Origin of the sequence: Paenisporosarcina quisquiliarum (genome assembly GCF_043641925.1) — a bacterium.
In the GTDB taxonomy this organism is placed as follows: domain Bacteria; phylum Bacillota; class Bacilli; order Bacillales_A; family Planococcaceae; genus Paenisporosarcina; species Paenisporosarcina quisquiliarum_A.
This window is the reverse complement of record NZ_JBHZRU010000004.1, coordinates 71,783-93,716: the sequence shown is the minus strand read 5'-3', so window position 1 is coordinate 93,716 and position 21,934 is coordinate 71,783. Positions and strand designations below refer to the sequence as shown.

Here is a 21,934-nt window from a genome sequence, read left to right as displayed (position 1 = left end):
TCTTCCATCTTTATCTGTCTCTCTTAAGTAAAACCATCGTTTCATCGAATTCTTTTTCAATTTCTTCATTGCGTCGGTAAGTAACTAAACTCACCACTACTGCAACGATTAAACATAAAATAAACCCTGGAACGATTTCATACATTAAGCCTTTGAGTTCTTCATTATTCCCCCAAATAACAACAGTAATGGCTCCAACAATCATCCCTGATAAAGCGCCCCAAGAAGTTAGCTTTCTCCAGAACAATGAAAGTAAGATAACCGGACCAAATGCTCCACCGAAGCCAGCCCATGCATATGCAACCAATTCTAAAATTGTTGCGTTTTTCTCCCATGCAATGAACATCGCAATTAACGAAATCGCCAATACCGCAAATCTCCCAAGCGTTACATATTGTTTATCTGTAGATCCTTTTTTAATAACAACTTTATAAATATCTTCGATCAATGCAGATGATGTAACGATTAATTGTGATGAAATCGTACTCATAATAGCTGCCAATACAGCCGCTAACATAATTCCTGCAATGAACGGATGGAATAGAAATTGTCCTAAAGTGATGAATACCGTTTCAGGATCTCCTAATTCTTTTCCAGGATTTTGTTGGAAATAAGCAATACCAATTAAGGCAGTTGCTACTGCTCCCAATAGACTTAAAACCATCCAGCCGATACCAATACGACGAGCATGTTTCGTTTCTTTAACAGAAGATATAGCCATAAAACGAACAATAATATGAGGTTGACCGAAATAGCCAAGTCCCCATGCAACAGCTGATAATACACCTAATACGGATGCACCTTCAAGCATACTTAAACGTGATGGATCCACTTCACGAATACTTTCAGTGGCACCATCGAGTCCACCAACGATGAACAGACCGACAACTGGCACTAAAATTAACGCCAAGAACATGATGACCCCTTGCACAAAGTCAGTATAACTTACTGCTAAAAACCCTCCGAATAATGTATAAGCAATAACAACAGCCGATACGATTAATAATCCCGTATGGTAATCAAGTCCGAATGAACTTTCAAAGAATAGTCCACCTGCAACCATTCCTGACGATACGTAGAAAGTGAAGAATAATAAGATAATAATCCCAGATACGATACGCAATGCTCTAGATGAATCTTTTAATCGATTCTCTAAGAAACTAGGAATGGTAATTGAATCATTCGTTACTTGTGAGTAGACACGAAGTCGTGGTGCTACTAATAACCAATTAAGATACGCACCAACAGTTAAACCAACTGCAATCCATGCTTCGACTAATCCCGTAGCATAAATAGCACCTGGTAGACCCATTAATAACCAACCTGACATGTCAGATGCACCAGCACTAAGCGCTGTTACAGAAGGTCCTAATGAACGTCCTCCTAACATGTAATCAGTTAAATTGGATGTTCGTCTGAAAGAATAATAACCAATGAAAAGCATGGCTGCCATGTAAATAATAATAGCAATTAATTGATACCCATAATCACTCATACTTGTTCCTCCTTTGTATTTTGTTATGGTTCCTCAAATTCATCATAACATGCATACGGAAGAAGGACGAGGGTAATCTAAGAAAAACATCTCCGCAAAATACAGTATTACCAACGTTTTACAGATGATTTTATTTCCCGGGAAATATGTCGAATTATGGGTTCGATACTTTTTCTTTAGACATTTCACGTAAAAGATATTTTTGAATTTTGCCTGAAGCTGTCATTGGATAGGTATCCGTAATTTCAATATATTTTGGAATCTTATGATGTGATATCTTACCTTTACAATAATCACGAACTTCGTCCACATTTAATTCCGTATTATCTTTAGGAATGATCCATGCCATTAGTTCTTCTCCATACTTTGGATCAGGTACGCCAACCACTTGAACATCTTGTATTTGTGGATGTTGATATAAAAACTCCTCGATTTCGCGAGGATATACATTTTCTCCTCCACGAATCACCATATCTTTAATACGTCCGGTAATTTCGATATATCCATCGGAATCCATAATCGCTATGTCTCCAGTATGTAACCATCCTTCACTGTCGATAGCAGCTTGAGTTGCTTCGTCATTTTTATAATAACCCTTCATAATTAAATACCCTCGTGTACAAAGTTCCCCAGGAATACCTTGACCAACTTCTTCACCTGTTGCAGGATCAATTACTTTCACCTCAACATGAGGATGCGGTTTTCCAACTGTTGAAACACGCTTTTCAATTTCATCATCCGCTTTAGTTTGTGTGATGACTGGAGAAGCTTCCGTAAGTCCATAACAAATCGTTATTTCATTAGCACCCATGTCCTCAATTACTTTTTTCATCACTTCTATTGGGCAAGGAGATCCAGCCATAATTCCTGTGCGTAAACTTGATGTATCAAATTGACTATAATCCGGATGATTTAATTCGGCAATGAACATCGTTGGCACTCCGTGAAGCGCCGTACATTTTTCATCTTGAACAGCTTGAAGAACACGTTTTGGCTCGAATTGTTCTACTAACACCATTGTCGAACCATGGGTAACTGCAGCAAGAGTTCCCAGGACACAACCAAAACAATGGAAGAAAGGCACTGGAATACATACCCGATCTTCTTGCGTTAGGTTCATGAAGTCACCAATAATTTGTGCATTATTAACAATATTCATGTGGGTCAACATGACCCCTTTAGGAAAACCAGTTGTGCCTGATGTGTACTGCATATTGATGACATCATCATGATGCAATTCATGTAAGCGAAGCTCTAATTCTTGATCAGACACCTTTTTTGCAAAAGATTCAAATTCACTCCAAGTGAAAATCCCCGGAAACTGATTTTCGCTCATTACGATAACTCTCTTAAAGCGTGGGAGTCTTTCCGATTGAATATTTCCTTTTTCTGCAGTTTTTAATTGCGGGCAAACTGCATGAATAATATCTATATAAGAAGTCCCTTTAAATTCTTCACCTAAAATGAGCGTCGTGGCATCTGACTGTTCCAGTAAATATTCTAATTCTTTCTCTTGATAATTTGTATTCACCGTTACTAACACGGCACCCATTTTCCCAGTAGCAAATTGACTTAACAACCACTCTCGCTTGTTATCTGACCAAATGGCGACATGTTCCCCTTTTTCAATTCCGATCCCTATAAACGCTTTAGCTAAATGATCTGTTTCTTCATCGAATTCTTTATACGATTTTCGGATCTGATGCTCCGGATAAACATATGCATCTGTATTTGGAAAGCGTTTAGCCATATCTTTCAAAACCGCTCCAACACTTTTCTGAATTAACATCATGATGCCCCCCTGTAAAAAAATTCAATTCCAAATCTATTATAACAAAATTCAGATTAATATGAATTCTTGTACACAAAGAAAACACACTATAAAAAAGGTGGGAATTTGATATTCATGCTATTATGTAAGGAACAATTATACGAACAGAATTCCTCGGGGCAAGGTGAAATTCCTTACCGGCGGTGAGCAGAGCACAGTCTGTAAGTCCGTGACCCGATACTTGTAAAAGTAGCGGTGGAGTTGGTGAAAATCCAACACCGACAGTATAGTCTGGATGGGAGAGGAATTCTGAAACGTTTATTTGTTATGAATAAAAAGGAGGTTTAGTTTTAGAATCAAGGAAATTTATAAAATAAATTGACTACGAATATTTACTTAATTCGACGTTTTTTTATCTTTGCTCTATTCATGCGGATTCGTGTCACATAAATCACGCTTTTTCGTGTACCCTAAAAAAGGTGCACGAGTTTATTAGATATGCACAAACTTCTGAAATCTCTTTCCTTACCACCCTCGCCCCTTGGTGGAAAATCCAAATACCTTTTAATCATCACTTTATAATTAAATATGCTATCTAGAAGGAGGTTACTTCATTTGTTCACCGGAATTATTGAAGAGATTGGTGTCATAACTTCCATACAACGTAAGCCTCGTGCGCTTGAAATAACCATTCGTGCAAAAAATGTCTTAGATGATGTAAAAAGAGGAGACAGCATATCTATAAATGGCGTCTGTCTAACAGTCTCTTCTTTTACAAATGAGCTTTTTGTAGTCGATGTAATTCCAGAAACTTTTAATTCAACGACACTATCTTTATTAAAAATGAATTCTAAAGTCAATTTAGAAAGAGCGATGGCTGCGAAAGGTCGGTTCGGTGGTCATTTCGTCAGTGGTCACGTTGATGGGATTGGCGTAATCCGTTCGATAAAAAAAGAAACGAATGCTATTTCCAAGAAAATCGAATTAAATCCTACCCTCATGAAATATATGATGGTCAAAGGTTCTGTTTCAATTGATGGAACGTCATTAACGGTGTTCCATGTCGATCGAACATCGATCACAATTTCTTTAATTCCAACGACACAAAGTGATTCATTGCTTGGTCAAAAAGGAATTGGTGAAAAAGTGAATATTGAATGTGACATGCTTGCTAAATATTCAGAACGACTACAGACATCATCAACAAATATGTCGAAGGAATGGCTTCAAGAACACGGTTTTTAAAGGAGGATTCACATGTTTTATACAGTTGAAGAAGCAGTAGAAGCCTTATCAAAAGGACTAGCCATCATCGTAGTTGATGACGAAGATCGAGAAAATGAAGGAGACTTTGTTGCATTAGCAGAGTTCGCGACACCTGAAGTAATTAATTTAATGGCTTCAGAAGGCCGAGGACTCATTTGCGTTCCGTTAGCTGAAAAACTGGCTCGTCAACTTCAATTTGGTTTAATGACAGATCAAAATACAGATCCCTATGGGACAGCATTCACGATTAGTGTCGATCACAAAGATACAACGACTGGTATTAGTGCATTCGAACGTTCTCATACCATCCTTCAGATGATTAATCGTGATTCGACAGCAACGGATTTTAAAAGGCCTGGACATGTATTCCCGCTAATCGCAAAAGACGGTGGTGTACTTAAAAGAGCTGGTCATACTGAAGCAGCAGTTGATTTAGCTTTATTAGCAGGCTCTTCACCAGCAGGAGTCATTTGTGAAATCATGAATGACGATGGCTCAATGGCACGACTCGATGATTTAATGCTAATAGCTAAACGTTTAAATATCGGAATCTTAACCATTGCCGATTTAATTTCATATAAACGAAAACACGAAAAACTGATTACACGCGAAGTGGAAATAAACTTACCTACTGAATATGGGGACTTTAAAGTAGTTGGTTACACTGAAACCTTAACCGGCAAAGACCACATTGCTCTCATTAAAGGAGACATTTCGGAAGAAACACCCGTCCTTACTCGGGTACATTCAGAATGTTTAACTGGCGATGTCTTTTCTTCTAGAAGATGTGATTGTGGTTCACAACTACATTCATCTTTGAAACAGATTGAGGCTGCAGGATCAGGTGTGCTACTTTATATGCGTCAAGAAGGCCGAGGGATTGGTTTAATAAATAAATTAAAAGCATACGCTTTTCAAGATCAAGGCTTAGATACTGTGGAAGCCAATCAAAAACTAGGTTTTGCAGATGATTTACGTGAATATGGAATTGGCGCTCAAATTTTGAGGGATCTGGGCATTCGCAAGATGAAGCTTTTAACGAATAACCCGAGAAAAATCTCTGGAATTGACGGTTATGGATTAGAAGTAACTGAACGTGTGGCAATAGAAATCCCACCTCATTTAGATAATGAAGAATACATGAAAACAAAAAAATCAAAACTGGGACATTTCCTAAGTTTATAAAGGGGTTCAACTCATGACTACACATTTAGAAGGTTATTTAATTGGTTCAGATTTAAAAATTGGCATTGTAGTAGGTCGATTTAACGAATTTATCACAAGTAAATTATTAGGCGGCGCAGAAGATGCACTGAAAAGACATGGCGTAGACGATGCAAATGTAACAATTGCTTGGGTGCCTGGTGCGTTTGAAATCCCACTCGTTGCAAAGAAAATGGCAGCTTCTAAGAAATATGATGCCGTCATTACTCTTGGAACAGTGATTAGAGGATCTACTCCTCACTTCGACTACGTATGTAACGAAGCCGCTAAAGGTGTTGCAAATGCTGGATATCAGCACGATATACCAGTCATCTTCGGTGTCCTAACAACCGACACGATTGAACAAGCGATTGAACGTGCTGGAACGAAAGCTGGGAATAAAGGCTGGGAGTCTGCAACTGCTGCGATCGAAATGGCAGACTTAATGAAAAAATTCTCTTAAATACAACACTGAGACTTTTCCGTACTTATAAAAAACACGTGTGAAATTTACAGTTTGAAGGGGTGTCCCAAAAGCCATAACAGTGGCTTTTAAGGATGCCCCTTTTTACATAGATCACTTTCTATAATAAACTTGCATAACAAGGAGTGATTGTAATGAGAACGATTTACCTAATCAGACATTGTTCCGCCACTGGTCAAGCTCCAACTGCCGCGTTAACTTCAACCGGATTCCAACAAGCACAAGATTTGGTTTCATTTTTTGAAAATAAAGAAGTAGAACATATCATTTCGAGTCCTTATCTTCGAGCAAAACAATCGATAACGCTAACTGCTTTATGTAAACAACTTGAAATTCAAACCGATTCTCGATTAGCCGAACGAATTTTAAGTGATATAGACTTACCTGATTGGATGACTCAACTTGAACAAACTTTTACTGATATGGATTTAGTACTCCCTGGTGGTGAATCGAGTCGCGAAGCAACTAATCGTGCAATCGAAGTCATTAAGGAAGTTCCCAATCATTCTATCTTGGTTACACACGGGAATTTGATGAGTCTAGTATTAAAGCATTTTGATGACTCGTATGGTTTTCATGAATGGAAATCACTTAGCAACCCAGATGTGTACATGCTCACTATTAATAACTCATCCACAAATATTTCACGAGTTTGGAATGAGAAAAGCAACACACCAACTTAATTGTGTTATGGCAGACTATTCCTTTTTATTCCAGCGCGCGAATGCACACCCAACTTTCAAAGTGGTGCCTAATTAATGTGTTAAACTTACACAAAAGACAATCGAAAAGAAGGCGAATTTATGGAATATATTGATATGTTTCAACAGCTTCTGAAGCTTATTGAAAAAAAAACATTAATAGCAGCAACGGTTAGTCAACCTCGTTCAAAGACCGACGAAGTAAAACGTGTGAAAATGAAACCTGTTGAATTAAAAGGTATTTATCATATTCAATTGGAATATCAATATGAGCGTGTACTCAAACATGAAAATATAGAGCTTTCAAACTTAGCACCAAAGCTTGAAGAGTTACTTCAACAATTCCGCCAAGTTCAAGCTGAATTTGAGGAACAAAAAATTCATATACAGCTTTCTAAAAAGTTTAAAGTGTTATGGAAATCGGATCAGGTTCAAACAAAAAAGATAGTAAACCTTTCTCATAACCGTAAAAAGAACTACTTATTAAGTGAAGATATAGCTTACCCATTCCTTGTCAGATTAGGTGTACAAACCCCTGATGGCAAAGTCAAAAAACAGAAGCATGATAAATTTCGTCAAATCAATCGTTTCGTCGAATTTATTGACGATGCACTTGAATATTTACCGAAAGATCGACCAGTACGAATTTTAGATTTCGGTTCAGGAAAATCTTATTTAACGTTTGCTCTTTATCATTACTTACGAATTGAAAAAGGGTTAGATATTCGCGTTACAGGACTTGATTTAAAAAAAGAAGTCATTGAAGAGTGTCAACAAATCGCTAAAGATTTAAATTATGATCATCTGGAGTTTTTAGTTGGGGATATTAATGATTACAACGAAGAGACAGCTGTGGATATGGTAGTAACACTTCATGCTTGTGACGTTGCTACAGATATGGCACTTGCTCGAGCAGTAAAATGGGGAGCAAAAGTTATTTTGAGTGTCCCTTGTTGTCAGCATGAATTAAACTCACAGCTTTCTAGTCCGACACTCGATGTTATGCTTCAGCACGGGTTAATTAAAGAGCGTTTTGCCGCTCTTGCAACTGATTCAATCCGAGCAGAACTATTAAAATTGGTAGGCTATGAAGCACAATTGCTCGAATTTATTGATATGGAACATACACCAAAAAACATCTTAATTCGTGCTTATTTCACAGGCAATAAACCGAGTGAAGATGAACAGAAAAAGTACAAAGCATTTATCGATTTTTTAGGTGCCACTCCATTTTTAGAGAAAGAATTAGTCGAGTATCTATAAATTTCTTTGAATATAAAATAAAAACCAAAATAGGTATCCAATTAACTGTACGATTGGATGCCTATTTTTTTATTCATAACGGTTTGCTTCTAAAAGAAAAATCACTTTTCTCCGTATTTTCCGTTCCTAATTGCTTTTCTATATTTACCATCTTCTTCAATGGCTATGGCTTCTTCCGTACTTATTCCTTTTATAGCGTAAAATTTTGTACCTTTTTGATAGGCATTAGAAAAATTTCCAGAGTACGTTCCTTCCATATCCGAATACTTTGTTACTTCGCCTATTTCTTCACTTATGTCATCGATATATTCATCACTTATTCGATAAATGTACCCTTCCCAAACAACAGACGAAAATGCCCAATCCGCTGAAGATGTGCCATCCCCACTGCCTGAAATACTATTAGAGCAACCTGTTACAATTGAGAAAAATACAGAAAAAATAAATAGGATAGACAAATACTTTATGGATGTCAAAAATATTCCCCCTTCGTAATCAGTCGTAAATTTACACTAAAACGAAACGGCCAACCTTTTTAGGGATGGCCGTTTTCATTTTCTCGTAAAAAAGTTTGGATATCCTCACTTAATCAGGGAAACATCTAAAAAAACATAATCTTCGTTTTCGCGAACATCTCCAAACGTTACTGGTACACGAGAAGAAAAGATAGGACCATTAATCACGATTGTATGGAATTCCCCATTTTCACCACAGGAGTCAATACCAAGCGCTTCTAACTCGTTCATTAACTCAAAAGTAAATGTTCTACCTATATACGATGAAGGCATCATCTGCGTATTAATGACGACAATTACTGCTTCAAATCCCACTTTTAACATTTCTTCCAAAATGGATCGGCGTGGCTCTTGCCATAATGGATGGATCGGAATAATTTCTGATTTAGCACATGTTTTTTGAACCCATTCTAGATGCCCAACCAAGTCGATATCACCAAAAACCCCGTGTGTAATTCCATCTGCACGACACTCATCCATGGCTTCAATAAATTTCACTTCATAATCGGTCCATCCCGCTCCACGTATCATTAACGGAATACCCACACGATCAGCTTGTGCTTGGACAACTTCAAATGGCAAAGCATGAGATTTTGAAATGGTTTCATCCTCTTGAAACATCGTTAATAATTTTTTTGGCGTCATGCCTGATTGAATCGCTCTATAATATGCCATCGCGGAATCTTTCCCACCACTCCAAGATGCCACAAATGGTTGATTCTCCATTAAAAAACTCCTAACTCTTTGCCATCTTGTATTTCAATTGACTTTGCTTGTACTTCTGACATAATCGATCTAACTTGATGTTTGTAAATCGTTTCATATTGATATGTCCATTTGAACATTCTGCCATAAATTGTCCATGTTGGCGTATAACTTATAGGATCAATGCCTCTTTTTTGTCTATAAAATCGTTTGGAAAATCGATAAATCCGAACTGATACAGAGGGATTCAAAAAAATAATCAGATTCGCTTTTTCAAATGACACATCTGCCCAGCCTAAATGAGTGCCTTCAATAATCCAAGATTCCTTTTGAATTACCTCTTTTAACAATGCATCGCGGTATTCAGTTGAATTCCTCGTATCTCCATTTGGACCTCTGGACCATACCATATCATCCAAAGTGAACATTGGAATACCCTGTGCTTCCGAGAGTTTACGTGTTAGAGTGGTTTTCCCGCTTCCCACTGGTCCAATAATCCGAATTCTATTTGCCATGGGCCCAAGCAATTCGGTTATCTACTGTACGAAGCATGCGCACCATAAATGGCTGATATCCCATCTTTGGCCAGAAATAAGAAGAAAGATGATTTGGTGTATGCCAATCAGCTAGACAATAGCGATATCCCATTTCTTTCAGCTCATTTACACTAAAATCAGTTAATGCTTTGCCAATCCCTCTTCCGCGCAACTCGGGGTTGGTAGAAGCTGCAGGTAATTCCACGCATCTCTCTGGTGTGTACATAGTATCACTCGCTTCAACTTCATAGTACACGTGAAAACCTGCAGGAATTCCTCTTTCTTCTCCTAAAAAAACAATTGCTTCCGCATCACTCGCAAGTGAAGCATATCCGCTTTTTACGTCTTCAAGTGTTTCTTTCGTAATTGGATTCCAGGAAGGGGCAGCTGCTTGATGAATACTATTCCATCTAGACATTTTTTTAAGTAATTCTTCATCATTTTCTACGCTCTTACGTACTTGAATATTTACTTGATCTTTGTTTTTCGCTTCATATTGATTCATATCTAGAACTGCATATTTTTGATCGAAACGGAATCCTTGTTCTAGCCATTCATTTAACTGACGGTCATTACCTAATGGAGCGAAGATTATATGCTGAAAATAACCATGTTTGATCCACTCTGAACCCGCCTCTGCATACATAAGTCGAACCAATCTCGGATGTTCTGTCACGTCAATTGCAAAAGAAGGATAGCTGATTAATATATGCCGACCTTTTTGTGCGTTTTCTTTAAACTCATAAAGTAAATAGCCAATAACCTTGCTATTTCGAAGGGCCACCAGTCCATTCACAAATGGTTTTTTCATTTCTGAGCGTAAAATATTCTCTGTTTCATCTGGATTCTCAAATTTTTCTGGTAAAAATGGATATTTGGATCTCTCTGCTGTTTGACGAAGCGATAAAATTTCTGCCATTCGCGGAAGAAATCGTTCATCTAACCCAACAAATTGTATCATTTTCAGAACCCCTTTCTATTTTGTCTTTCCTATTTGACTAACATGAATTTATCTTTCTATAGCCTCTATGAATTGCTATACTTGTAGCATTCAAGGAGGTTGATGTTAATGCCGTTAAAACGAGTAGCTTATGGGATGATAATGGCTGGGACATTAATCATTGTGCGATTCATCGATTTACATGTGTATAATATGTCCACATTTGTTGCCATATTATTTTTAATCGCGATTATGGTTATTAGTTATAAAATTGTCGATCGTATTGCATGGTTAGATCGAGAAATTTCGAGAAATACGTATTATTTAATAAATGTAGTGGTTGTTTCATTATTGATTCTCGCTTTTTATTCATTAGAGTTATGAACTAGTAATATTCACATTGTTTCAGACTTCAGAAAAAATAGTATTAGTTATTTACTATAAAAATTTCATTACTAATCTATTGCACATGATAAATAAAAATTGAGGGCTAGGTGTTTCGTTTTTCCGCAGGACCCTTCAGAAATAACGGACCATTTTTTTAAAAAATAGTGTGCAGAGTTATATTTACTGCGATTTCAGTTGATTGGAATGGAGGCGGCGACTCCAGCGGAATCAGCACGAACTGAAGACCCTGGACTGAGCATCGCGAAGGAAGCGGCTGAGGTCGTGCCCGCGGAAAGCGTCCGCCGCAATGGAAATCAACATTTATTAAATGTCTGCAGTCTGCAGAAAAAAAAAGTCTCTTTCTTTTCTATTCCACTTAACTCTCCTAAGGTTTTGTGAGCACCCCTTAAATACTGCTATTTAGTTCAGGATTTTCTTATACTTTTAAAGATTCGACATACGTTTTTCAATTCCTTTTTTTCAGCTTGAAGTTAGAAAGATATGGGTAAAGGGAAATAAGGAGGATTTTGCATGGATACTACTTGTATTTTAATTGCAGCCTACAAGCCAGAACAATCATGTCGAACCACGATTGAAGAACTAGTTGACGTAGGCTTTACAAACATCTTGGTTGTGGATGATGGTTCCGGTCAAGATTATAAGCCTTTTTTCCACTCAATTGGAAAATTACCCGAAGTTAAAGTCCTATCTCACGCTGCCAATCAAGGGAAAGGACGTGCGATAAAGACTGCATTTCATTACATACTGAACCATTGTCCTCATATTCAAAAAATCATTACTGTTGATGCAGATGGTCAACATTTGACGAAAGACATTTGCACCTTACTAAAATCCTCATATGATTATAATGGCATTGGCTTAGGAGTTCGAGATTTTGATCAAAAGCATGTTCCTTTTCGAAGTCGCTTTGGCAATAAACTCACTCGAAATCTATTTCGATATACCACAGGGATTGGAATTACTGATACACAAACCGGATTACGATTATTTTTAAGAAAACAACTTCCATGGTTACTGTCAATAAAAGGTGAAGCCTTCGATTACGAGTTAAATCTGTTAGCTGCGACTAAGGATGAAGGAATACCGATATATGAGGTGGAGATTGAAACTGTGTATACCAAAAATAATGAATCATCCCATTTCCAACCCATCAAGTCATCGATGAAAATTTATCAAGTGTTCTTGAAGTTTGCCCTATCAGGAGTCGCTTCTTTTGGTTTAGATATGGCTTTATTTGCGTTGTTTATATGGCTTTGGAAAGATAATGCCCCAGAACTTTATATAGTGATTGCAACGATTATTGCTAGAGTCATCTCTGGAACGTTCAATTACATCATTAATCGAAAAAAAGTCTTCAAAAAAGGTGACGAACGGTCATTTATTAAATATGTGATTCTCGCAGTTATTATCATGGTTCTGTCTGCTAGTCTTGTTCACGGAGCGTATGATCTATTAGGAAAAGGCGAAATCGTGATAAAAGGAATCGTCGACAGTCTTCTGTTCTTAGTTGGTTTTATTATTCAAAGGGAATGGGTGTTCAAAAAGAAAAAGCCGAAGCACAATTAATTGTGCCTTGGCTTTATTTGATGATAGGGGTTTGTAATCCATTGACCCAATCCATGATGAACCGTTTTTGATGAGAGTTAATATTGTCTGGTAGATCGTGTTTATCGAAGTATTGATGCGCGTGACTTTCATCACTAACTTGAATTAAATCACCATTTACCGTTGTGGTTAAGAAAATCAGTTGAATGCTATAAACTTGATCTCCATTTGCATAACTGGCATAACCCTCTCGGCCAGAGTAAACGCCAAATAACTCAAGTTCTCCTGCAGTTAATCCGGTTTCCTCTAATGTTTCTCTTCGAGCGGCATCCTCTACTTGCTCACCCATTTCAATAACACCACCTGGAATTCCCCATACATCGGCATCTGTTCGATGTTGCAATAAAATCTGGTTATTTTGTTCAATTATTATGCCACAGCCAACAGTTAGTAATGTTTCATTCCCGATCATTTTTCTCATGTTTTGTATGTAATTCATTATTTTCTCTCCTGTTCAAGATACTTAGGATTTCATTCAATTCGTGTATTTCCTCGTCTGCATTGGCCTGTTTATATACATCATTCCTTTTCCATATGGTTAGTAATCCTACTTTTTTCGCTGCTTCAATATCATTAATAGGATGGTCCCCAACATAAAACGTTTCTTCTGGCAGCAAATTTAATTGTGATAACGCTCGTTGAAAAATCAAAGGATTTGGTTTTGAAATCCCTTCAGACTCTGAGATGAGAACAACTTGAAAGTAGGCTTCAATCCCAAGCGCCTGGATGCTTGCACGTTGTCCTTCGTATCGCCCATTCGTTATCAATCCGATTACATATTTTTGTCTCTCTAATTCTTTAAGTGTTTCATGTAACCCCTTATATGGGACGCAAAACTCGTGGAAATGATGCATATAATCATCAAATAAAACATTCTTAAGATGATTTGACCAATTATTCTCTTGAACTATTTGCGAATACACTTGCTCTTTCCTTATATATCCATTTTCATCAAGTTCGATTATTCGATCGCAATACAGTTTTCGATTCATGGATAGATCAAATTTAGCATGTTGAGCTATACAGAAAGCTTTTAATGTAGAATGCCGATCGAGTAAAGTTCCATCCAAGTCAAATATAATAGCCTTCACATTCATCACTCCTATAGAAAAAGACCTGGAAAGTTCCCAAGTCTTTTAACGCCATTTAAATTCTTGATCATGTAGTAATTTTAAGAATGCATCGACAACAGTCGGATTGAATTGAGTCCCTCTGCCTTTAATTATCTCTTGAATTGCTTCTTTAATGGTTAGAGCATTTCGATAAACGCGATCAGTTGTCATGGCATCGAAAGAATCTACCACTGATACAATTGATGCTTCCAAAGAAATTTCTTCCCCCTTTAAACCATAGGGATATCCTTTGCCGTCATACCGCTCATGATGTTCTTCAACGATAAATGCAGCATCACGTAACCAAATGATTTCATGCTCCCTCATCATCTGAGCCCCTTTAACGGTATGAGATTTCATCAATTCCCACTCTTCAGATGTAAGTTTGCCTGGTTTGTTTAGAATTTCAATTGGGACAGCCAACTTTCCAATATCGTGGAAGTAAGCTCCCCAGCGTAGCATCGTAACACGTTCAATTGGCTGTCCTAGTTTTTTCCATAATTCAATGGAGTAATCTTTTATTCTTGAACAGTGGTGAAATGTGTATCCATCTACTTTTTCAATAGCAGCAGCATCTCGCTGAACAATTTCTGTATTTCTAAAATTAGTTTCAAATTCTTCCGTGGACATTTCTACAAGTATTTCCACAGCATCTTCCCCATAAAAAGACAGGAGTTCAGGGTACTCTGATGCATCAAGTGTTTCTCCTTCATTTAAAATGAAAGCATGACCTTCATATTGAACTTCTAAGGTGCCTTGTACGACTGTATATTTCTCAATTCCACTTCCTATTCCTTTTGTATAACGCACCCAAAAAGACCGGTTCGGAAGCAATGAAAAAAGACTATAGGCCACATTATCTGTTTTCCCTATATATGTAGACATTGCATGACCCACATCATTGCGAGGTAGACTCGTATTTTCTTTTATATATTTTATTTGTTCCCTCGTTAGCTTCATAAATGCCTCCATACGAAAAAACGTTACACGTATTCTTACACTCACTCTACCGAATATCATGACCTATGTCATTACAATTCGACATAATTAGTCAGTTTTTTTAGTATTTATACATATAGTCTCTCTACATACACTATTTCGATGAAGAAAGTAAAAATCCCTCTATTTTTTAATAGAGGGATTTGATATTTAGATAGAAACTTCTTCTTCAGCTTTTTCTTCTTTTTTCTTCTCCTGCATTTCGTACGAAATTCGATCTAAACTTGGGCGCAGTGTTCCCTTACCCGAGTAGTTCTCTAACATTTCTTTCACATCGATACCTGAAGAAGCTTTTAGCGTTTCTTGAAGAGTAGACATTAGATTCGTTGCATAGGAAGTGATTTTATTCGCTCCACCGCCTTCTCCACCACCAGTGTCAACAACTGTAATTTTGTCGATATTCGCTAATGGACTAGCAATTTGTTTCGCATATTCTGGCATCATACGAACGATCATGTCTAATACAGCTGCTTGACCGTATTGCTCGAACGCCTCTGCAATTTTACGTTTTGCTTCTGCTTCAGCAAGACCTTTCAGACGAATGATATCAGCTTCAGATTCACCTTGTGCTCGTTCAGAATCTGCTTTCGCTTGACCATCTAATCGTACTTTTTCTGCATCCGCGTGTGCTCGAGCTTCAATTCTATATTTCTCAGCATCGGCTTCAGCCATTTCACGTGATTTCGCAGCCGCAGCATTTTGTTCAATTGCATAACGATCAGCATCGGCTTTCTTTTTAACCTCGGAGTCATATTGCTTCTCGCGACGTAAAATTTCTTTTTCTTCAAGTTCAATTTGTTTTTGACGTTCGATGATTTGAATTTGCATTTCCTGTTCCATTACTTCTTGTTTAGAAACAGCTGTTTGAAGTTCGTAAGCTTGGTCAGCACGTGCCTTTGCAATGTCTTGCTCACGACGATATTCAGCTACTTTTAATAAATTCTCTTTTTCAGCTAGTGCGATTTCAGTAGCGCGTTCAATCTCTGATTTTTGAGCTTCTTTTGCAGCTTCCGCACGTTTAATACGCGTTTCTTTATCTGCCTCTGCCGTTGCAATATCTGCATCACGTTTCACTTGTGCGATTCGAGGCTTACCAAGTGAATCTAAGTATCCGTTCTTATCACGAACATCTTTAATTGTGAATGAAACAATAATAAGACCCATTTTCGCTAAATCTTGTGAAGCCACACGTTGCACTTCTTGAGAAAACTTATCGCGGTTTTTGTAAATTTCTTCGACTGTCATTGATCCTAAAATAGAGCGTAAATGACCTTCTAATACTTCTTTTGCTTCGTTTTCACGATCTTCTTTTGATTTCCCTAAAAACTGCTCAGCCGCAGTCGCTATTTCCGAGATTGATCCACCGATTTTAATAATTGCTGTTCCATCCGCCATTACTGGAACGCCCTGCTCTGTATATACTTCTGGAGTTGTCACTTCTAATTTACTTGATAACAAGCTAAGTGGTTGAGATTGTTGGAATACTGGAAATACGAATGTACCTCCACCGCGAATGATTTTAATTCGGTTGCCAGAATCATCTGTGTGCACCGTTTTAGAACCTAAATAACTACCAGTTACAATCAAAGCTTCATCTGGTCCGACTGTTTTATACTTTGTTACGTAAACCCCAATAATTGCTAATAAGATAAATGCCGCAATCCCTATAACGACCATAGTTCCTAACTCCATACTCAATTCCCCCATTTTCTATTTTTTGAAATCAAATGGCTCATATTCCCTTACGAGAAATGTTCCGTTTGTTACTTCAATAATTAATACTTCTTTTCCATAATCAATTTCTTCATTGTCATAGCCTGCAGAACGCTTGGATACTAAACCGGATATCGTTTCAATGACAATTTCACCAAAGCCATCTGCTGGAATAGGTGTAATTACTTTCCCAACTTGACCAGCAAGCGATTCATCTGTATATGCAATTGAAACTTCTGCATGCGACATCGGTAGAAGAAATAAAAAATAGAGGAGTACATCAAAGAGTGCTCCTGCCACTAAGCTAGTGATTAAGATCGACCAGCTATTCCAGGTGGTTAAACTTTCTAGAAGATAACCGGATGCAGATGCAAATGTGATAAACGCCATGATGATTGTTGGATTAAGAAAAGGAATTCCCTCTCCAATCCCTTCTGCCACATCTCCAAAAAACACATACAAAATAGTTGCAGCGCCCATAAAGAGCAACACGTAGAAATACATCTGTTCAATCGTCATGTCATTCACTCCCATTTAACCTAATCTTTAGTGGTTATTAGTAAATACGAAGTACAAAACGAAAAGTTTCATTTTTCAAAAATATTCGTTAAAGTTTTGGTTAGGATGAGTTCTTGAAATCGGACAAGCTGTTTTTTGATGATTCCTATTTGAATATTTGTTATATAATTAGTAGAAATTAACAATTTCATTTAGGAGAGATTACATGAAATTAATTCTCAAATTTGCTGTCGTTATATTTCTCATCTTGATATTAGCTGTTTTTTATCTTCCTGGAATGATTGACCGCTTTTAAACGAAACAAGTTGCGAAAGATGTCTTAAATCATTTATTTGCACAAGAATTTGACCAGGCATTTGAAGGAATTCATTATTACGATCAGGCAACTGATTTAGAAGCAACCATAACCTATAAGGAAGCACAGAACATTTGGGTTAAGCGACTGAAGGAATTAAAAGAAGATGGTACTTATATTATTGGGTACGATCGGTTGCGTGTTAAATTGGATGACACGTATCCAGAAGGTGAAGTAGATTTAATTTTAATGGAGAACGGCAAACAAACCGTTAAAAAGGACGTGTATTTATGGTTGGGGATTAGGGAACTTTCAATATTACAGTGGTGATCTTAATTATGATGAAATAGAGGAATGGGAAAAGGCGCTGAGTGGTCATATAGAGAGTGCACTATAATTAAAACAGCTTGTACACCATAGAGGGATACAAGCTGTTTAATTTATTCTTTTATGACAAGTCCAAGTGATTTTGCAAATCCCAAGGCTTGCTCTGTGGACACGGTACAGCCAGCTAACTTTTCAACACTAACTGTTACTTGTTCGTATGTACATGAACTCAAATCAATAGTTGCTAAACTTGTTTCAGTAAAGTTTACTCCATCAAGATCACATGAATCTAATTCCACTTTTGTAAAACCAGATTCAAAGAAATCGGACTTGCTAAGTGCGGTTTGTTGAAAACGTACATTCTTAAACTGACTAAAGCTAAACGAAGCATAGTTCGCCACACTATCTTGTATAAGAATATGCCCCAACCTACTTTGAGAACATTGCATTCCAACTAGTTTTGACTGGTTAATCTCTAAGCGATGTAAGATAGCGTCCCCCATATTCACGTTGGATAAATCACACCGATCAAACCGACAATCGATGAATTCTACCTGTTCGAATTGCACCCCATCAAATGATACATCTTGAAAATGAATTTGATCAAATGTAATTTTGCCTTCAGGTAATTCATTAATCCCCCACGAACGAATGATTCCTCTAGAAATATAGCGGTCTTCATCTAATAAGCTCTCAACATCTATTTCATAGAGCTCTTTCGGTAATTTTGGTTTGTCTATTTTCAAGAGAATTCCTCCAGTACGACTTATTCCTCTATCTTATCAACTCTTTTTGCACTTGCTTGGCCAGGGTAAGATTCTGCCACGCGGTCAAACTTCACCTTCAAGCGATCATATTGTTTAATTCCATCCAATTGATCAATTGATAAAGAAAACCATATAGCATTTAGTCCTTCATTCAAAAGTTCGTCTGTTGACTTCCCTTCTGCTTCTTTTAAAGTAATTCCTTCAATTAGCAGGACTTTTTGGTCATCTATTTCTACAACAAGGCCTTCCATTTCCATTAGATCACTTGAATCAAGTTGATCTAAACTTGTATTAAAAAACCATTGTATTGATCCAAAAGCAAGCACAATTGCTAATAAAACAAGTCCAATGATTAAAAAGACAGCACGTTTTCCTTTCATATGGATAACCTCCTAAATCTGTATTCGAACAAAAAAGCTGAGAACATATTCTCAGCTTTATAATTCATAACTTAGTCGTATCATATCTCTACAAATCAAACCATTTTCAGTGATTTTTTCATCGTAATGACGTGTAAAGTAATCGAAGTCCACTCCAACAATGCGGAACCCACATTGTTGATACAAACGTAATTGTGGGATGCTCGAATTGCCAGTGCCAATTTCAATTTGTGCATAACCTCGTTTGGAAGCTTCCTGCACAGCAAAGTGAATAAGTTGTTTTCCAAAACCTTGTCCTTGCATTGATTCACACACAGCAATATTCATGATTTCCACAATTGTTTTAGCGGTTTCTTTTACAACGCAAATAGCGATTATTTTTTGCTCTAGCTCTCCAACATAAATAACAGCATTTTTGACATACTCCTGCACGATGAGACGAGACGGGTCAGCTAATAAAAGTAAATCCCAAGGTAATTTTTCATCGTTTGTTAACGTGCGGATGTTCATATTCATTTAGATGAAGTGCGGAACCCTTCGCCTAACAAATACTCTTCAGCTTCATCATATGATTCATAGCTCTCTTCTAAATTGATGCCATGGTAGATGTTCCAAAGTGTATCTTCGTGTATAAGCTTCAATTCTTGTCCTTCTCTGTTATTCCATACTTGTTCTTCTACCGTCTCTTCTTCAAAGACTTCTTCCTCAGAAAGAATGCCAATTGAATCTTTAACCATCTCACGAAGTTCTTCTTCAGATGCTTCACGAATGTTCAGCATGCCCTTATTATCCGCATTGTATTTCTTTAAATCTCCAACAAACACAAAACCATTGCCATTTGGATGTAGATGATAAATAACTGTTTTTTTATCATACAGACTTCCCTCAAAATGATAATTCACACGTTTTAGGGAAACGTCTTTTTTAGTTAGTTCAGGAAATGATTCTATAATTGCTGTTTTTTCTTCAAATGTTAGCATAATGCGCCTCTTTTCATAATGTATCTTTGGGTAATTATATCACATCAGACTTCAAAAAATTAATTGACAGTATGAAACATTACCGGCTATAATCACACAAATATAGTTTTAAACGTTGATAAGGACTAGTAAAGATGAATGTGTTTTTTTAGAGAGGGAGTTGTGTGGTGAAAGACTCCTAAAAACCAGCTCTTGAACCTGCCTTTGAGTTCGATGTCGAAAGATAGTCGCGGCGACAGTCGTTATCATGTAAGAGTGTGAAGCTTTGCTTCAAATGAGGGTGGTACCGCCATGTGAAATTGGTCCCTTGTTTGTAGCAAGGCTTTTTTATTTTAACGGTTTGGCAAAATTTTTGGTTTGTTTTACGCCACCGTCTACTTCAATTTTTGTAAAAACAAAACGGAGCTATTCTAAGAAAGAGGTGTTTTCTATGTCAAAAGAGTTCGTGAAAAGTATTACTGCAATGGATGATGATTTTGCCCAATGGTTTACAGATGTAGTAACAAAGGCTGAATTAGCGGATTATTCTACGGTTCGTGGATCAATGATTATTCGACCTTATGGTTATGCCATTTGGGACAATGTTAAAAATGCTTTGGATGGACGCATTAAGGCGACGGGTCATGAGAATGTTTATATGCCCCTTTTCATACCAGAATCTTTATTACAAAAAGAGAAAGATCATGTTGACGGTTTTGCTCCTGAGGTTGCTTGGGTTACGCATGGAGGCGACGAGAAACTTGCTGAACGTTTATGTGTACGTCCAACATCTGAAGTATTATTTTGTGAGCATTTCAGCAACATCATTCATTCTTACCGAGATTTACCAAAGCTTTATAACCAGTGGTCGAATGTGGTTCGTTGGGAAAAAACGACGCGTCCATTCTTACGTACGCTTGAATTTTTATGGCAAGAGGGACATACCGCTCATGCCACTGAAGAAGAAGCTCAACTAGAAACATTACGTATGCTAGATGAATATGCAGCGTTGTGTGAAGAATGGTTAGCGATTCCAGTCGTTAAGGGGAAAAAGACAGAGAAAGAGAAATTCTCCGGTGCTAAATCGACTTATACGATCGAGACTTTAATGCATGATGGGAAAGCTTTGCAATCAGGAACTTCTCACAATTTCGGAGATGGATTCGCACGTGCGTTTGACATCAAATATCTAGACAAAGAAGGCAAACAACAATATGTTCACCAAACATCTTGGGGTTTTACGACTCGTATTATTGGAGCAGTAATAATGGTTCATGGCGATGACCGCGGTTTAGTAATGCCACCAAAAATCGCTCCAACTCAAGTAATGATTGTGCCGATTGCTCAACACAAAGATGGTGTTTTGGATTATGCATATTCGTTAAAAGACAGTTTACAGCATGTTGCACGAGTAGGAATTGATGGAAGTGATAAAAAACCAGGGTGGAAATTCAACGAGTATGAAATGAAAGGCATTCCAGTTCGATTAGAGGTTGGACCAAAAGACATTGAGAAAGGTCAAGTTGTCCTGGTCCGCCGAGATACTGGAGAAAAAATCATGGTTTCAACTGATGAATTACAAACAAAAATCCCTTCGCTGTTAGAAGAGATACAACAAGATTTATTAGAAAAAGCATTGGATCATCGTGAAGAAAATACATCTATAGCTACTTCTTTCGACGAATTTAAAGACCATTTAAATAAAAAGCAGGGCTTTATAAAAGCTATGTGGTGTGGTGATGTTGCATGTGAAAATTTCATTAAGGAAGAAACGACTGCCACATCACGATGTATTCCTTTTGAACAGGAAAGACTTAGTGAAACCTGCGTATGTTGTGATAAATCAGCAACAGAAATGGTTTACTGGGCAAAAGCATATTAATCACTAACGTGAAGACTTACTTTTAATTCGATATAAAAAAGGGGATTCCGAAAGTCATCTTACACACTTTTGGGAATCCCCTATTTCTT

General features: G+C 37.3%; 23 protein-coding genes, 1 riboswitch and 1 other annotated feature. Of the genes, 8 read left to right on the top strand and 15 right to left on the bottom strand.

The annotated features are described in order from the left end of the window. Positions 1–10 precede the first annotated feature (10 nt). Together putP and ACHUE4_RS04570 are read right to left on the bottom strand one after the other, a co-directional pair. The gene (putP, locus tag ACHUE4_RS04575; protein WP_394188203.1) at positions 11–1,495 is read right to left on the bottom strand and encodes a sodium/proline symporter PutP; all 1,485 of its coding nucleotides are present in this window, start codon (positions 1,493–1,495) and stop codon (positions 11–13) included. A 154-nt stretch (positions 1,496–1,649) separates the two neighbouring features. Then, complete coding sequence (locus ACHUE4_RS04570) at positions 1,650–3,287, bottom strand: AMP-binding protein (protein WP_394188202.1); 1,638 nt, start codon at positions 3,285–3,287, stop codon at positions 1,650–1,652. Between the two features lie 145 nt (positions 3,288–3,432). Beyond that, positions 3,433–3,577: riboswitch (FMN riboswitch) on the top strand. Positions 3,578–3,881: 304 nt separating this feature from the next. On the opposite strand from ACHUE4_RS04570, the gene ribE reads away from it, so the two are divergent. The 5 genes from ribE to ACHUE4_RS04545 all read left to right on the top strand — a co-directional run bounded on the left by ribE (position 3,882) and on the right by ACHUE4_RS04545 (position 8,183). Continuing rightward, positions 3,882–4,511 (top strand): riboflavin synthase, encoded by a 630-nt coding sequence (gene ribE, locus ACHUE4_RS04565; protein ID WP_394188201.1) that lies wholly within the window; start codon positions 3,882–3,884, stop codon positions 4,509–4,511. A 12-nt stretch (positions 4,512–4,523) separates the two neighbouring features. Then, positions 4,524–5,717 (top strand): bifunctional 3,4-dihydroxy-2-butanone-4-phosphate synthase/GTP cyclohydrolase II, encoded by a 1,194-nt coding sequence (locus tag ACHUE4_RS04560; RefSeq protein ID WP_394188200.1) that lies wholly within the window; start codon positions 4,524–4,526, stop codon positions 5,715–5,717. Positions 5,718–5,730: 13 nt separating this feature from the next. Next, a complete protein-coding gene (gene ribH / locus ACHUE4_RS04555; RefSeq protein WP_394188199.1) occupies positions 5,731–6,198 on the top strand; it encodes a 6,7-dimethyl-8-ribityllumazine synthase in 468 nt (155 codons plus the stop codon). A 155-nt stretch (positions 6,199–6,353) separates the two neighbouring features. Then, a complete protein-coding gene (locus tag ACHUE4_RS04550) occupies positions 6,354–6,902 on the top strand; it encodes a histidine phosphatase family protein (RefSeq protein WP_394188198.1) in 549 nt (182 codons plus the stop codon). A gap of 120 nt (positions 6,903–7,022) precedes the next feature. Further along, positions 7,023–8,183 (top strand): class I SAM-dependent methyltransferase, encoded by a 1,161-nt coding sequence (locus ACHUE4_RS04545; protein WP_394188197.1) that lies wholly within the window; start codon positions 7,023–7,025, stop codon positions 8,181–8,183. 101 nt (positions 8,184–8,284) lie between these two features. On the opposite strand, the gene ACHUE4_RS04540 is transcribed toward ACHUE4_RS04545, so the two are convergent. The 4 genes from ACHUE4_RS04540 to ACHUE4_RS04525 all read right to left on the bottom strand — a co-directional run bounded on the left by ACHUE4_RS04540 (position 8,285) and on the right by ACHUE4_RS04525 (position 10,900). Beyond that, complete coding sequence (locus tag ACHUE4_RS04540; RefSeq protein WP_394188196.1) at positions 8,285–8,659, bottom strand: hypothetical protein; 375 nt, start codon at positions 8,657–8,659, stop codon at positions 8,285–8,287. A gap of 105 nt (positions 8,660–8,764) precedes the next feature. Then, positions 8,765–9,424, bottom strand: a complete 660-nt coding sequence (locus tag ACHUE4_RS04535) for a Dph6-related ATP pyrophosphatase (RefSeq protein WP_394188195.1) — start codon at positions 9,422–9,424, stop codon at positions 8,765–8,767. Next, positions 9,424–9,918 carry an AAA family ATPase gene (locus ACHUE4_RS04530; protein WP_394188194.1) on the bottom strand — a complete coding sequence of 165 codons (495 nt, stop codon included), beginning with the start codon at positions 9,916–9,918 and terminating at the stop codon, positions 9,424–9,426. Before ACHUE4_RS04530 ends, ACHUE4_RS04535 begins: the two co-directional genes overlap by 1 nt. Next, on the bottom strand, positions 9,908–10,900 hold the full coding sequence (locus ACHUE4_RS04525; RefSeq protein ID WP_394188193.1) for a GNAT family N-acetyltransferase: 993 nt from the start codon (positions 10,898–10,900) through the stop codon (positions 9,908–9,910). Before ACHUE4_RS04525 ends, ACHUE4_RS04530 begins: the two co-directional genes overlap by 11 nt. Before the next feature lie 108 nt (positions 10,901–11,008). Between ACHUE4_RS04525 and ACHUE4_RS04520 the strand changes: the two genes are divergently transcribed. Continuing rightward, positions 11,009–11,263, top strand: coding sequence for a hypothetical protein (locus tag ACHUE4_RS04520; protein WP_394188192.1), 255 nt, complete (start codon positions 11,009–11,011; stop codon positions 11,261–11,263). A 534-nt stretch (positions 11,264–11,797) separates the two neighbouring features. Beyond that, complete coding sequence (locus ACHUE4_RS04515; protein ID WP_394188191.1) at positions 11,798–12,853, top strand: GtrA family protein; 1,056 nt, start codon at positions 11,798–11,800, stop codon at positions 12,851–12,853. A 13-nt stretch (positions 12,854–12,866) separates the two neighbouring features. Here ACHUE4_RS04515 and ACHUE4_RS04510 read toward each other — a convergent pair whose 3' ends face one another. From ACHUE4_RS04510 to ACHUE4_RS04470, 9 genes are all read right to left on the bottom strand, one after another. Further along, entirely contained in the window at positions 12,867–13,331 is a 465-nt protein-coding gene (locus tag ACHUE4_RS04510) for an NUDIX hydrolase (RefSeq protein WP_394188190.1), read from the bottom strand. Continuing rightward, positions 13,291–13,983, bottom strand: coding sequence for an HAD family hydrolase (locus ACHUE4_RS04505; protein WP_394188189.1), 693 nt, complete (start codon positions 13,981–13,983; stop codon positions 13,291–13,293). The genes ACHUE4_RS04510 and ACHUE4_RS04505 overlap by 41 nt, the downstream gene beginning before the upstream one ends. A gap of 45 nt (positions 13,984–14,028) precedes the next feature. Further along, the gene (locus tag ACHUE4_RS04500; RefSeq protein WP_394188188.1) at positions 14,029–14,964 is read right to left on the bottom strand and encodes an HD-GYP domain-containing protein; all 936 of its coding nucleotides are present in this window, start codon (positions 14,962–14,964) and stop codon (positions 14,029–14,031) included. A 189-nt stretch (positions 14,965–15,153) separates the two neighbouring features. Then, positions 15,154–16,695, bottom strand: coding sequence for an SPFH domain-containing protein (locus ACHUE4_RS04495; protein WP_394188187.1), 1,542 nt, complete (start codon positions 16,693–16,695; stop codon positions 15,154–15,156). Between the two features lie 18 nt (positions 16,696–16,713). Continuing rightward, positions 16,714–17,235 carry a hypothetical protein gene (locus tag ACHUE4_RS04490; RefSeq protein WP_394188186.1) on the bottom strand — a complete coding sequence of 174 codons (522 nt, stop codon included), beginning with the start codon at positions 17,233–17,235 and terminating at the stop codon, positions 16,714–16,716. A gap of 735 nt (positions 17,236–17,970) precedes the next feature. Further along, a complete protein-coding gene (locus tag ACHUE4_RS04485; protein WP_394188185.1) occupies positions 17,971–18,603 on the bottom strand; it encodes a pentapeptide repeat-containing protein in 633 nt (210 codons plus the stop codon). 20 nt (positions 18,604–18,623) lie between these two features. Continuing rightward, positions 18,624–19,004 carry a DUF3221 domain-containing protein gene (locus tag ACHUE4_RS04480; RefSeq protein ID WP_394188184.1) on the bottom strand — a complete coding sequence of 127 codons (381 nt, stop codon included), beginning with the start codon at positions 19,002–19,004 and terminating at the stop codon, positions 18,624–18,626. Positions 19,005–19,061: 57 nt separating this feature from the next. Further along, positions 19,062–19,514 (bottom strand): GNAT family N-acetyltransferase, encoded by a 453-nt coding sequence (locus ACHUE4_RS04475; RefSeq protein WP_394188315.1) that lies wholly within the window; start codon positions 19,512–19,514, stop codon positions 19,062–19,064. Between the two features lie 2 nt (positions 19,515–19,516). Further along, entirely contained in the window at positions 19,517–19,984 is a 468-nt protein-coding gene (locus ACHUE4_RS04470) for a hypothetical protein (protein ID WP_394188183.1), read from the bottom strand. A gap of 106 nt (positions 19,985–20,090) precedes the next feature. Continuing rightward, positions 20,091–20,295, top strand: a binding site (T-box leader). Positions 20,296–20,414: 119 nt separating this feature from the next. Here ACHUE4_RS04470 and proS point away from each other — a divergent pair. After that, complete coding sequence (gene proS, locus ACHUE4_RS04465) at positions 20,415–21,845, top strand: proline--tRNA ligase (RefSeq protein ID WP_394188182.1); 1,431 nt, start codon at positions 20,415–20,417, stop codon at positions 21,843–21,845. The last annotated feature ends 89 nt before the right edge of the window (positions 21,846–21,934 follow it).